We start from the raw sequence: 13208 nt of genomic DNA on the forward strand, positions 1-13208 counted from the left end.
GGCCTTCTTCTTTGCGCGACGATTTGGTTAATGCGGCCCGTCGATGGACGATTAACTCGTGCGCGGACCGTTGCGCGTCTGCTCTCTAATGGCCATAGCCCGAACTGCGGCGCCGCTCCATTAACGCCGGCATGGGCGTTTGTGGCGACCGCAAAGCGGAGGCGACGACCAGGCCTGGCTCATGAACCCACCCCTGTGGGAGCGGCGTGAGCCGCGATCGCCATCACCCGAACTGCGCCGCTGCTCCATTATCGAGATCGCGGCTTACGCCGCTCCCACAGGAAGCGTTTCGGCGCTGGCCGCCGGGGTCTACGCCCGGTGACCCGGGCTGCGCCGCCGGTGCGTTGCTGCGGTCGCGGCTCAAGCCGCTCCTGCAGGGGACAGGCAGAGTTGCGTCGGATGGGGTTGGTACGGTCGCGGCGGCGCCGCTCCTGCATTCGGCAGAGCTCCACGAGCCGTGGAATACGGCGATCTTGCTGCCATATGCAAACAAAATGCCGGCTTGCGCCGGCATTTGTAGTTTGTCGCCAATTAGTGGTTGCAGCCTCGGGAGGTCTTGCTCGGTGCGGCTAACGCGGAGCCGCCGAATCCTTCGCCCTCAAGGTCACCACCAGCACATCCCGGTGCGCGGGCAGCGCCGGGTCCTGCGCGGTGACCGCCGTGACCCCGTGGAAGACCCGGCTGTCGTCGACCAGGGCTGCGTCCAGGGGCGCGGTCAGGGTGAAACTGCCCAGCTCGCGGCCGTTCTCGGCGTGGATCGAGGTCGTGCCGCTGAGGATGTTCTGGCGATCGATCAGCAGCACCAGCACATAGTCGACGCCGTCGCGGTGCACGCCCTCCGGGGTGGGTTCGCCGGACTGATCGCTGCGGGCCTCGATCCGGAACTGGTGCACCTCGATATGCCAGCCGCTGACCGCCGGCGCCAGCGCGCCGTAGAAGTCGCGGCAGAAACCGAGGATGCGCGACAGGCTGTCGCTGTCGCCGACCGCGGGCAGGATCGGTTCGAACCAGCGTTCGATGTCGCCCTGCAGGGTGTTGTAGTCCAGGCTCTGGTAATGCGGCTGATGCGCCTCGCGCCGCAGCCTGCCGTCGGCATCGGCCGAGTACACGGCGTAGCGGCGCTTGCGGTCGCGGCCGTGGCGGGCGAGGTAGGTGTCCGGGCCGAGGTCGTTCCAACTGTCGGCGAAGACGGACCAGTCGGCCAGCGGGCGCTCGCGTTCCAGCAGGCCGCGCATGGTGTCGGCTTGGACGAAGCGGAAGCCGTCGTGCTGGAGTCCGGATTCGAGGTCGCGGACGGTATCGGTGACGCCGGAAGTCATTGCCCTGGCCTTGACGAAGCTAGCGTAGCGTTCGGCCGGGTCGTTGGATCCGGAGGAACGGAAAGCGGCGGAACGGGCCCGCCGCAAGGAATCAGATGGGGGCGATCGCGGCCGCTTTCAGCGCCGCCATGCCCAGCAAGCCGATCACGCAACCATAGCCCACGACCCAGACCAGGCTGCGCAGGCTGTGCTTGTCGGCCAGATAGAGCAGGCCGTGCAGCACGCGCGCGATCACGAACACCAGCGCCAGCGCGGCGATCCGCGCATGGGCGACGCCGGTGAGCTGGGCCATCACCACGCCGGCGGCGAACGGAGCGAAGGCTTCGAAGGCGTTGAGCTGGGCGGCATAGGCGCGGATCGAGCGCGGGTTGTCCTGACGCGCTTGCCAGCCGCGCGGGTCGCGGTTGTTGTAGCGCTGGCCGCTGGCCTTGGCGATCGACACCCACAGATACGGCAGCAGGGCGGCGAACAACACGCACCAGTAAGCCAGGGCCAGAGTCATGACAGGGGTCCGCGAGGGAGGATGGTGCAGAGCCTAGCGGAAAAGCGGGGTGGGCATGAGCGCGGGCTCGCAGGCGATCCGCAAGCCGGGTTTGGCGGGTGACGTGATCGCGTCGTTCCCGACTCTTGTCGTGTGCGCAGCCGCCACGGCCGTCATTCCCGCCTTCGCGGGAATGACGGCGAAAAAAAGCCTCGATCGGGTCGCAGCCGCATCGCCGATCCAAGCGTTGACGAATCCCGACTGCCGGGCGTTATCGGCAAAACCCGCTCTCGTGGGTGCTACCGCTCAAGAACCGCCCCTCTCCCGCCCGCCAAGTCCAACGACGGGCAAGCAGGAGAGAGGCGAGCGTCCTCACTTGGCCGCAGGCTGCATCAGCTTGTCGTGCGCGGCGCGGAAGGCATTGCCCTCGTACCAGTTCGGCCACTGCTCGTTGCCGGCCAGGGTCTTGCCGACCGCGTACAAGGCGTCGAGGTCCTGGATCACGCCGTCCATCTTCCAGCCCGGATCGAACTGGTCGGCGGGCTTGTGGTAACGCTGGTCGCGGTAGTCGGTGTTGGCCTTCTGGCCGGCCACGGTGCCGCCTTCGAGCAGGTCGTCGCCGCCCTTGGCGTACAGCGCGGGCACGCCGGCCTTGGCGAAGTTGAAGTGATCGGAACGGAAGTAGAAGCCGTCTTCCGGCGTCGCTTCGGCGTGCAGGGTGCGGCCCTGGGCGGCGGCGACGGTCTTGAGGATGTCCTCGAGCTCGGAGCTGCCGTAGCCGATCACGGTCATGTCGCGCGCCTTGCCGATCACCGGCATCGCGTCGAGGTTGATCACCGCGACGGTCTTGTTCAGCGGTACGGTCGGATGGGCGACGTAGTACTTGGAGCCGAGCAGGCCGGACTCCTCCAGGGTCACCGCCACGAACAGCAGCGAGCGATCCGGCGGCGGGCTCTGCTTGGTGAAGGCCTCGGCGATCTCGAGGATGCCGGCCACGCCGGTGGCGTTGTCGATCGCGCCGTTGTAGATCGTGTCCGCGGCGGCGGCCGAGGCGTCGGCGCCGTGGCCCTCGTGCGCGCCCTTGTCGGCGTGGTCGCCCAGGTGGTCCCAGTGCGCCATGTAGACGATGGCCTCGTCCGGACGCTTGGCGCCGTCCAGGCGCGCGATCACGTTGCGCGAAGACTTCTCGCTGATCTTGCTCTTGAGATCGATCGAGGCCTTGGCCGGCAGCGCGATCGCCTTGAAGCCGGGCTTGCCCGCGGCCTTGTACAGCGCGTCCAGATCCTGGCCGAGATCGGCGAGCAGCTTGCGCGCGGTCTCGCCGGTGATCCAGCCCTGCACCGGCAGGCGCGGCTCCGGATCGTCCTTGGCCGGCAGATCGAACTGCGCGCCCGACCAGGAGTTCTTGACCACCTCCCAACCGTAGGACGCGCCCTCGCTGTCGTGGATGATCAGCGCCGCCGCGGCGCCCTGGCGCGCGGCTTCCTCGAACTTGTAGGTCCAGCGGCCGTAGTAGGTCATCCGCTTGCCTTCGAACAGCTTGGCGTCCTGGGCGTGGAAGCCCGGGTCGTTGACGAACATGACCACGGTCTTGCCCTTGACGTCGACGCCGGCGTAGTCGTTCCAGTTCTGCTCCGGCGCGTTGACGCCGTAGCCGACGAACACCAGGTCGCTGGCGTCGATCTTCACCTCCGGCTTGCCGGTGCGCGTGCCGACGACCATGTCGCTGCCGAACTTGAGCTCGCGCGCCTGTCCCTTGACGTCGAGCTTGAGCGAGGTGGATTCGTCGGCCGTGGTCTCGACCATCGGCACGGTCTGGAAGTAGCTGTCGCCGTTGCCCGGCTTCAGGCCCAGGCGTTTGAACTGCGCTTCCAGGTATTGGACGGTCTTCTCTTCGCCGGCGCTGCCCGGCGCGCGACCGCCGTACTCGTCCGAAGCCAGGGTTTTGACGTGCTCGGCGAAATCGGCGGCGTTGATGGCCGCGTCGAAGGCGTGGCCGGAGCTGGCGGCGGGGGCGGCGGCTTGCGGTGCGGCGGTGGTCGGCGCTTCGGCCGGCGGCTTGCTGCAGGCGGTCGCGGCGAGCGCGGCGGCCAGCACCGAGGTGGCGCTCAACCAGTGAGCGGAGTGGAACGGCGTGCGGGACATGGCAACTCCGGGACGGCCGGCATCGGCGGAATCCCCATTCTATGTCCCGGCGCGGGCCGCGGACCTGACCGCTATCGTGAATACGCGGTCGGGTCCGGGCCGTTCAGCATCGCCGCGCTTACCTGCTGGGCGGCGTGTCGCCGGAGTAGCGCACCGCGGTGGCGCCGGTGACCGGGCCGATCTTGGCGCTGGAGTGCACGTACAGGTCCACCGCGTGCTTGAACACCAGCGCGCCGTCGACCTGGGCGTTGGGTCCGATGATCACGCGCGGATTGCGGCGATTGCTGGAGAACAGCTGGAAATTGGGCTTGTCGTAGGTGATGCCGCCCTTCACGTGCGAGCCCGCGCCGACGGTGAGGTCGCCGTTGACGGTGTTGATGCTGCCGGAAACGTCGGTGTCGACCAGGCCGATCGAGCCGTTCACGGTTTCGACGCCGCCACGGACGTTGCCGCCGCGATCGACGAAGATGCTGCCGTTGACGGTCTCCAGGCGGTCGCCCATCACCACGTTGTTGGCCACGCGGATGCTGCCGTTGACGGTTTCCAGGCCGCCGGACTGCACCTTTTCGGCGACGGTGATGCTGCCGTTGACGGTTTCGGCCTTCTTGACGCGGGCGCCGGCGCCGATACGGATGCTGCCGTTGACGGTTTCCAGGTTGCCGTAGGTCTGCCCGGCTTCGACGTTGATGCTGCCGTTGACCTTGTCGATGTCCTGATCGGCGGCGAATACCGGCGCGGCCGCGACGGACAGGGCCAGCGAAAGGGCGAGGGCGAAGCGGTTGCGGGTCATGGGCGGGGTCCTCGGGAGTTCCCGTTGGGTGGGTTCGTAAGATCTGATGCGCTGGGCACGCGACAGGTTTAAGCCATGGCCCACGATTTCGGCGCGTGTCCTTGGTAATGCCGCCGCGGCCGGCTCCGCTACAATCCCGGGCAACCGCAACGCCGGCTCCGGCTCATTCACTAGGAAACGCGACGTGCCATCCCCCTCCGCGCGCCCCCACCCCGTGGTTCTGCTGATTCTGGATGGCTGGGGCCATCGCGAGGAGGTCGCCGACAACGCCCTGGCCCAGGCCGAGCTGCCGCAGTGGCATGCGCTGCTGGCCAGCCAGCCGCATACCCTGATCCATACCGAAGGCCGCCATGTCGGCCTGCCGGACGGGCAGATGGGCAATTCCGAGGTCGGCCACATGAACCTCGGCGCCGGCCGCATCGTCTATCAGGATCTGACCCGGGTCGACGCCGCGATCGAGGACGGCAGCTTCTACGCCAACGACGAATTGCGCGCGGCCTGCGCCGCGGCCAAGGCCGGCGGCGGCCGCCTGCACGTGATGGGCCTGCTCTCGCCCGGCGGCGTGCACAGCCACGAACAGCACATCTTCGCGATGCTGGAGTTGGCGCGCCGCGAAGGCGTGGCCGAGGTCGCCGTGCACGCCTTCCTCGACGGCCGCGACATGCCGCCGAAATCGGCCGCGCCCAGCCTGGCGCGCCTGCAGGAGGTCTGCGATCGGGTCAGCAACGCCCGCATCGCTTCGGTCAGCGGCCGCTACTACGCCATGGACCGCGACCAGCGCTGGGACCGCCAGCGCCGCGCCTGGGACGCGATCGTCGAAGCCCGCAGCGAGCACCGCGCCGGCGACGCTCAGACCGCCCTGGCCCAGGCCTACGAGCGCGGCGAGACCGACGAGTTCGTGGCCCCGACGGTGATCGACGGCGCTCGCCCCGTCCAGGACGGCGACGCGGTGGTGTTCATGAACTTCCGCGCCGACCGCGCGCGCCAGCTCACCGCCGCCTTCGTCGATCCGAACTTCTCCGGCTACGAGCTGCGCCAGCCGCGCCTGTCGCGCTTCGTCTGCCTGACCGAGTACGACGCCAAACTGCCGGCGCCGGTCGCGTTCGCGCCCGACGACCTGCGCCATACCCTCGGCGAGCTGCTGGCCGAGCACGGCCTCAAGCAGCTGCGCATCGCCGAGACCGAAAAGTACGCGCACGTGACTTTCTTCTTCAGCGGCGGCCGCGAAGAGCCTTACGAAGGCGAGGCCCGCATCTTGGTGCCCAGCCCCAAGGTCGCGACCTACGACCTGCAGCCGGAAATGAGTTGCCCGGAGGTCACCGCCAGGCTGGTCGAGGCGATCCGCTCCGGCGCGGTCGATGTTGCCATCTGCAACATCGCCAACCCCGACATGGTCGGCCACACCGGCGACCTGCAGGCCGCGATCCAGGCCGCGCAGGCGGTGGACGTGGCCATCGGCGCAATCGCCCAGGCCGTGCGCGACAGCGGCGGCGCGCTGCTGATCACCGCCGACCACGGCAACCTGGAAATGATGCGCGACCCCTCCACCGGCCAGCCGCACACCGCCCACACCGTCGGCCCGGTGCCGCTGGTCTACCTGGGCCCGCGCCGCGCCGGCCTGCGCAGCGGCGGCGCCCTGCGCGACGTCGCGCCGACCATCCTGGACCTGCTCGGCCTGCCGCAGCCGGCCGAGATGACCGGCAAGAGCTTGCTGGTGGAAGTCGGATCGGTCGCCTGATGCCATCCCTGCGCGCGTTCGCCGTGGCGCTGCTGCTGTCGCTGCTGTCGCTGCTGGCGCTCGCGCCGGCGGCGGCGCAGAACAGCAGCCGCGACGCCGAACGCAAGCTCGAGCGCATCAAGAGCGAGCTCAAGTCGGTCGCCGACGAGCGCCGCAAGCTCGAAGGCCAGCGCGGTGCCGCCTCGCGGCAACTGCGCGAGGTCGACGAGAAGGTCGGCCGATCCAACCGCAGCCTGCGCGAGACCGAACAGCGCCTGGCGCGCGAGCAATCCTCGCTGGCGCAACTGCAACAGCGCCGCGAAACCCTGCAAGGCACGCTGGGGGCGAAGCGCGAGGAACTCGATCGCCTGCTGCGCGCGGCCTACACGCAAGGCGCCGACGCGCCGCTGAAGTTGATGCTGGCGCAGGACAAAGTCGCCGACGCCAATCGCCTGCTCGCCTACCACGGCTACCTGCAACGCGACCGCGCGCGTCGGATCGCCCAACTGCGCACCGAGCTGAGCGAACTCGACGCGGTCGAGCGCGAGATCGTCAGCCGCCGCGCCGAGCTCGACCACTCGCGCAAGCAACAGCGCGAGCAGCTCGGGCAGTTGCAGAACGACCGCGCCTCGCGCGCGGTTCTGGTCGCCCAGATCAACCAGAAGTATCAGGACCGCAGCAGCCGCGAGCGCGCACTGGGCCGCGACGCCAAAGGCCTGGAAAGCCTGCTCAAGAAACTGCGCCAGGCCGCCGCGCGCGCCGAGGCGCAACGCAAGGCCGCGGCCGCGCGCGAGGCCCGCGAAGCCGCGCGTGCCGCCGCCCAGCCCGGTTCCAAGCCCACCACCGCCACGCGCAAGCCGGTGGTGGTCGCCAGCGCGCCTCCGCTGCAGGTCGGCGGACTGGGCTGGCCGGTGTCCGGCGCGCTGCTGGCCGGCTACGGCGGCACCATGCCCGACGGCCGCGGCAGCGAAGGCCTGCTGATCGGCGCCAGCGCCGGCGCCACGGTCAAGGCGGTCGGCGACGGTCAGGTGGTCTACGCCGAATGGATGACCGGCTACGGCCTGCTGTTGATCGTCGATCACGGCAACGGCTACATGAGCCTGTACGCGCACAACGACGCCCTGCTGCGCAACGTCGGCGACCGCGTCAAACGCGGCGACCCGGTCGCCACCGTCGGCAGCTCCGGCGGCAACGGCCGCCCGGCGCTGTACTTCGAACTGCGGCGCAATGGGCAGCCGGTGAATCCGGGGACCTGGCTGCGGCGCTGAGGCGCGGAACAGCAAATCCCCCTCAATCCCCCTTTTTCAAAGGGGGAGAAAGCCGGTGCGGTGCGGGCCATGGTTTCGGCGCCGGGAGCCGTGGGGTCGAGTCGCGGGACCAGGTCGCGGGGCCGAATCGCGGAGTTCTCTCACTGCCGGCGGCCGGTCTTCCCCCTTTGAAAAAGGGGGATTGAGGGGGATTTGCTCCTCCCTCCACAAGCCTCGCCCCACCGCGCCTGAACATGCCCGCCGGCCGTTAACGAAAGCTTCCCGCGGCCCTGCCTAACGTGTTCCTATTCGAACCACGCGCACCGACCGAACCCCGATCGCGCCGCGCGGTCCAACCGGTATCCGTTACGGAGTTCCATGCATGCGCCTGCGTCACCCGCTCTCCTTTCGTCCGACCCTGGCGCGAGCCCTGCTGCTGGGCCTGGCGCCGCTGGCGCTGGCCGGCGCGGCCCTGCCCTCCATGGCGCAGGACAAGCAGCCTCCCGCCACCGCTCCCGAGCCCGTCAAGCCGGCCAAGGCCGACGCCAAGGACGCGAAAGACGCCAAGGACGAATCCAAGGTGCCGATCGACGAGATCCGCCGCTACGTCGCGGTCTACAACGCGGTCAAGCAGGCCTATGTCGAGCCGGTCGACGATCGCAAACTGATGCATTCGGCGATCCGCGGCCTGCTGTTCGATCTGGATCCGCACAGCGTTTACCTCGACAAGGTCGCCGCCGACGATTTCGACGAGCAGGCGCGCGGCGCCTACGACGGCATCGGCGTCGAGCTGCAGCGCCAGCCCGACGGCACCCTGCGGGTGATCGCGCCGATCGACGACACGCCCGCCGCGCGCGCGGGCATCAAGGCCGGCGATCTGATCGTGGCCATCGACGGCAAGCCGTTCAAGGCCGACGAAGGCGACAGCTCCGGCCCGCTGCGCGGCGCGCCCGGCAGCAAGGTGGTGCTGAGCATCGTGCGCGCCGGCCGCGACAAGCCCTTCGACGTGACCGTGGCGCGCGAGACCATCCGCATCGCCAGCGTGCGCAGCCGCATGCTCGAACCCGGCTACGCCTATGCGCGCATCAGCGCTTTCCAGGCCGACACCGCCGCCGATTTCGAAACCCAGGTCGAGAAGCTCAAGACCCAGGCCGGCGGCAAGCTCAACGGCCTGGTGATCGACCTGCGCAGCAACCCCGGCGGTCTGCTGACCTCGGCGGTGCAGATCGCCGACGATCTGTTGGAGCAGGGCAAGATCGTCAGCACGCGCGGCCGCATCGCGATCAGCGACGCCGAATTCGGCGCCACCCCGGGCGACCGCATCGACGGCGCGCCGGTGGTGGTGCTGGTCGACGCCGGTTCGGCCAGCGCTTCGGAGGTGCTGGCCGGCGCGCTGCGCGACAACGGCCGCGCGCGCGTGGTCGGCAGCCGCACCTTCGGCAAGGGCTCGGTGCAGACCGTGCTGCCCCTGGACAACGGCGACTCGGTCAAGCTGACCACCGCGCGCTATTACACGCCCAGCGGCAAATCGATCCAGGCCCTGGGCATCGTGCCCGACGTCGCCCTGCATCCGGCCAAGGAAGCCGCCAACGGCGGTCGCACCAACTACAGCGAAGCCAGCCTGCCCGGCCACTTGCGCGGCGACGTCGACGACGCGCCGGGCACCAATGCCGGCGAAGTGCTGGAAGGCGACGCACCGATCGCGGCCGCGCTGGCGGAGCTGAAGAAGCCGGCGGTGGCCAAGGCTGAAAGCGGCGCGACCAAGCGCTGAGCTACGTCAGCCGATCCGACGCGAACTCCGCCGCACGAAACACGAGACGCCCGGCCGCAAGCCGGGCGTCTTCGCATCCGGCGCGCTCCGGTTTCGGTCCGTGGGATCGAAGAACACGCGTGCCAACCGCTAGCGATCGTCCGGATCGTCGCGAAAACGTTTGTGATCGCGATAGCGAAGTTGTCCGCCGGGCAGCCTGTTGCGCCGCCTCAGAAACTCAGGCGTGGGCCGATGAAGTACTCGCGCACATGCTCGTCGTCGCACTTGGCCTCGCCAGCCAGACCCCAGCGCTGATTGAACTTCCAGAACAGCCCGACGCGCAGATAGTTGCGTGTATGCGGTTCGGCATCCCAGAACGAGAGCGGTTCGAAACGCTGGCGACCGATGCTCGCATGGCTTTCCAAGTGCTCGCTCAACGTTCCGCGCACGCCGACTTCGATGCTGTAGCCGTCGAGGCTCTCGCCGAAATTCAGGATATCGTGATCCAGGCGCTCGTAGGCCACGCGCGCGACCAGATCGGCGCGCTCGCCCAGGGCATGGCGATAGCCCAGGCCCAGACGCCAATTATCGGTGTTTCCCAGATCGAACCCGGTCCGACCGGTCAAGGGTGAGTCGAAAGTGCCGAGATCTTGCTTGGCATACGACCCGAACGCATGCAGCTCGGGCGTGATTTCAATCGAGCCGGACAGTTTCCAGCCCTTGGGCTCGAAGCCGTTGTGGGGTTCTTCGGTATTGATATAGCCCAGTTCGACATTCGAATACGAACGATCGTCCGCGGCGAACGCGCCGCAGGGCAGCAAGGCGAACAACGACAGCGCGAATGCGGCAGATTTCATGCAGGCGGTTCCGAGGACGGGGCGCTCCGGCCGCCGTTCGGCGTCGCTGGAGCTGCCGCAGTCTAAGGATCGCCGCGCCGGCTTCCGCACCGGCGCAACCGCGCTTGCGACTAGCCGTGCCGCGTTTGCGTCAGCGCGGTTTCGCCGGCAGCGGGAACGGCGTCACCACCTTCTCGCCGGTGGCCGCGTCGCGGATCGCCGACTGGCCTTTGCGCTCGACTTCCTCGATGCGCACGATGCTGTGCATCGGCAGGTGCAGCATGCGGGTATTGCCGAACTCGTCGCGCAGGCGCTCTTCGGTCGGATCCACGACCAGGCCTTCGTGCACGTCGAACACCAACTCGCCGACTTCGGTGAAGCCCCACAGCGCGCCCGAAGCCACGTGCCGCGCGTACAGCTCGTAGACCTTGCCGGCGTTGAGGAAAGTGACTTTGTAGAGGGTCTTGGCCATGGGAGCCGGGATTGGGGATTGGAGATTGGGGATTAGGGATTCGCAAAAGCGCGAGCGGGCACCTGCATCCAAGCTGGGGGGAGAACACCGAAACTCAAGTGCGCGGTATCGACCTGCTTTGTCGGATCCCTAATCCCCCATCCCGAATCCCGGCCCTCAAAAGCCGCGCTTGCGCCGCATCCGCCGCGCGATGCCCGCGCGCGCGATCAGCGCGAACGCGCCGCCGAACGCGAAGCCGGCCAGGTGCGCCGACCAGGCCACCGCGCCGAAGGCCGGGCCGATGAAAGTGAACACGACCTGCAGCAGCGCCCAGACCCCGATCAACAGCGGCGCCGGCACCTTCACGAACTGCAGGAACAGCCCCAGCGGCACCACCACCCCTAGCTTGGCGCCCGGGAACAGCGCCAGGTAGGCGCCGATCAGGGCCGAGACCGCGCCGCTGGCGCCGATGATCAACCGGTCCGGCGTGCCGATCGCGATCACCGCGGCCAGGTTGGCGACGGCGCCCCCGCACAGGAACAGGGCCAGGAAGCGCCAGGGCCCCATGGTGCGCTCGGCCGGCAGGCCGAAGATCAGCAGGAACACCAGATTGCCCAGCAGGTGGGCCCAGTCGGCGTGCAGGAACAGGGCACTGAACAGGCGCAGGCCGCTGCCGTCGCGCACCGCCCGCCACCAGGCCTCGGGGCTGGAGAGGCCGCCCGACAGCGCGCCCCATTCCAGCATCAGCCGGCGCTGCTCCGGGTCCGGCAGCAGCGCCGAGCCGATGAAGCACAGCCACAGCGCTGCGAACAGCAGGGGCGTGGCCCAGCGCAGGGGTGCCTTTTCGCGGGAAGGGATGGCGATGAACATCGGTTTGGGGCGTCGCGGCTTCCGATCCGGCCGGTACGAACAGGGGGGCGGCAGGGCGGAAAGCGTTCGGAAACGGTAGCGGTGGGACCGGGTCCTATTGTTAGCGTTCGGTTAACGGCCGCGCTATAGTGCATACGGCGTCGTACGTCGGGAGGGGCTTTCCGGCGGGCGCGGGCTTCGGCATCGCCGGGGCCCCGCGGACGGCCGTGGAAGACCAAAAATACTCCAATGGAGACTACACGCATGCAACACGCACACCGCTATACGCGCCTGACCGCCCTCGCGCTGGGCGTCACCGGCGCCCTGGCCCTGGGCCAGGTCCACGCTTCGGGCTTTCAGCTCAAGGAAAACAGCGTCAAGGCCATGGGTCGCGCGTTCGCCGGTTCCGGCGTGGCCGCGGGCGACACCTCCGTCGTCGCCAACAACCCGGCCGCGATGACCCAATTCGAAGGCACCACCTTCCAGGCCGACGTCACCGTCATCGACCTCAACGCCAAGTTCAACGGCGGCGGTTACGACGTGCTCGGCCGTCCGCTCACCGGCGGCAACGGCGGCGAAGCCGGCGACATGACCCCGGTTCCGGCGATGTCGATCATCCACAAGTTCGATAACGGCCTGTCCGTGGGCGCCATGGTCAGCGCGCCGTTCGGTCTGAAGACCGAATACGAAAACGGCTGGGTCGGCCGCTACTACGCCGCCAAGTCCGAGCTCAAGACCGTCGACCTGACCCTGTCGGCCGCGTTCGAGCTGGTTCCGGACCACCTGTCCGTCGGCGCCGGCATCGTCTGGGAAAAGGCCGAGGCCGAGCTGTCGAAGTCGGTCGATTTCGGCACCCTGCTGTTCGGTAACCCGGCTACGCGTCCGCTGCCGTTCGCCCGTCCGCAGGCTTCCGACGGTTTCGCCAAGGTCGAAGGCGACGATACCGGCCTGGGCTGGATCATCGGCGTGAACCTGCGCCCGAACGACAAGCTGGCCATCGGCCTGTCGCACCGTTCGGAAATCGACCACGAGCTGGAAGGCAACGTCGATTGGACCGTGCCGGGCAATGTGGCCGCGGTGTTCGCTGCCAGCCCGACCACCCGTCCGCTGTTCCAGGACGGCAAGGTCATGGCCAAGCTGACCACCCCGTCGGTCACCACCCTGAGCGTCGAGTACAAGTTCACCGACCGCTTCGCGCTGATGGCCGACTACTCCGAGACCGACTGGTCGTCGCTGCAGGAAATCCGCATCGACTTCGTCAACCCGGATCCGGATTCGGTCGAGCATTTCGGTTGGAGCAAGACCCGCTTCATGGCCCTGGGCGGCGAGTTCCAGCTCAACGACGCCTGGACCCTGCGTGCCGGTTACGCCTACGACGAAACCCCGACCACCTACGGCGCACGCACCCCGCGCCTGCCGGACGAAGACCGTCGCTGGTACTCCATCGGCGCCACCTGGAACTTCAGCGAGAACCTCGAGCTGAACTTCTCCTACGTGCGCATCGAGCCGGACACCCCGCAGATCGGCATCGTCACCCCGCCGGCGCAGGGCGGCCAGCGCCTGTTCGGTTCCTACGACAGCAACGTGAACCTGTTCGGCGTTTCGGCTCAGTACCACTTCTGA

10 protein-coding genes, 1 pseudogene and 1 CRISPR repeat array are annotated in these 13208 nt (G+C 68.4%); of the genes and pseudogenes, 4 read left to right on the forward strand and 7 right to left on the reverse strand.

The window, feature by feature from the left end; all coding sequences use genetic code 11:
• Positions 1-569 precede the first annotated feature (569 nt).
• The 4 genes from V1318_RS10315 to V1318_RS10330 all read right to left on the reverse strand — a co-directional run bounded on the left by V1318_RS10315 (position 570) and on the right by V1318_RS10330 (position 4279).
• Entirely contained in the window at positions 570-1319 is a 750-nt protein-coding gene (locus tag V1318_RS10315) for a 2OG-Fe dioxygenase family protein (protein ID WP_332939569.1), read from the reverse strand.
• A gap of 91 nt (positions 1320-1410) precedes the next feature.
• Positions 1411-1821: an MAPEG family protein gene (locus tag V1318_RS10320; protein ID WP_332939571.1), complete on the reverse strand. Its 411-nt coding sequence runs from the start codon at positions 1819-1821 to the stop codon at positions 1411-1413.
• Positions 1822-2172: 351 nt separating this feature from the next.
• Positions 2173-3945, reverse strand: a complete 1773-nt coding sequence (locus V1318_RS10325; protein ID WP_332939572.1) for a M28 family metallopeptidase — start codon at positions 3943-3945, stop codon at positions 2173-2175.
• A 118-nt stretch (positions 3946-4063) separates the two neighbouring features.
• Positions 4064-4279, reverse strand: a complete 216-nt coding sequence (locus tag V1318_RS10330) for a hypothetical protein (protein WP_332939573.1) — start codon at positions 4277-4279, stop codon at positions 4064-4066.
• 75 nt (positions 4280-4354) lie between these two features.
• A CRISPR array of direct repeats spans positions 4355-4655; the repeat unit is 21 nt; unit sequence GATGCTGCCGTTGACGGTTTC.
• Positions 4656-4949: 294 nt separating this feature from the next.
• Between V1318_RS10330 and gpmI the strand changes: the two genes are divergently transcribed.
• From gpmI to V1318_RS10345, 3 genes and pseudogenes are all read left to right on the forward strand, one after another.
• Entirely contained in the window at positions 4950-6473 is a 1524-nt protein-coding gene (gpmI, locus tag V1318_RS10335; protein ID WP_332939574.1) for a 2,3-bisphosphoglycerate-independent phosphoglycerate mutase, read from the forward strand.
• Positions 6473-7720, forward strand: coding sequence for a peptidoglycan DD-metalloendopeptidase family protein (locus V1318_RS10340; RefSeq protein WP_332939575.1), 1248 nt, complete (start codon positions 6473-6475; stop codon positions 7718-7720). The genes gpmI and V1318_RS10340 overlap by 1 nt, the downstream gene beginning before the upstream one ends.
• Positions 7721-8273: 553 nt before the next feature.
• Positions 8274-9470: pseudogene (locus tag V1318_RS10345) on the forward strand (S41 family peptidase); the annotation flags it as partial.
• 209 nt (positions 9471-9679) lie between these two features.
• On the opposite strand, the gene V1318_RS10350 reads toward V1318_RS10345, so the two are convergent.
• The 3 genes from V1318_RS10350 to V1318_RS10360 form a co-directional block, all read right to left on the reverse strand.
• A complete protein-coding gene (locus V1318_RS10350; RefSeq protein WP_332939576.1) occupies positions 9680-10306 on the reverse strand; it encodes a hypothetical protein in 627 nt (208 codons plus the stop codon).
• A 130-nt stretch (positions 10307-10436) separates the two neighbouring features.
• The gene (locus V1318_RS10355) at positions 10437-10757 is read right to left on the reverse strand and encodes a DUF1820 family protein (protein ID WP_055901988.1); all 321 of its coding nucleotides are present in this window, start codon (positions 10755-10757) and stop codon (positions 10437-10439) included.
• Between the two features lie 156 nt (positions 10758-10913).
• A complete protein-coding gene (locus V1318_RS10360) occupies positions 10914-11606 on the reverse strand; it encodes a rhomboid family intramembrane serine protease (RefSeq protein WP_332939578.1) in 693 nt (230 codons plus the stop codon).
• A gap of 243 nt (positions 11607-11849) precedes the next feature.
• Here V1318_RS10360 and V1318_RS10365 point away from each other — a divergent pair, with 243 nt between their 5' ends.
• The gene (locus V1318_RS10365; RefSeq protein WP_332939579.1) at positions 11850-13208 is read left to right on the forward strand and encodes a porin; all 1359 of its coding nucleotides are present in this window, start codon (positions 11850-11852) and stop codon (positions 13206-13208) included.

The organism is Lysobacter sp. CCNWLW3 (assembly GCF_036697405.1).
Classification (GTDB): Bacteria; Pseudomonadota; Gammaproteobacteria; order Xanthomonadales; family Xanthomonadaceae; genus Lysobacter.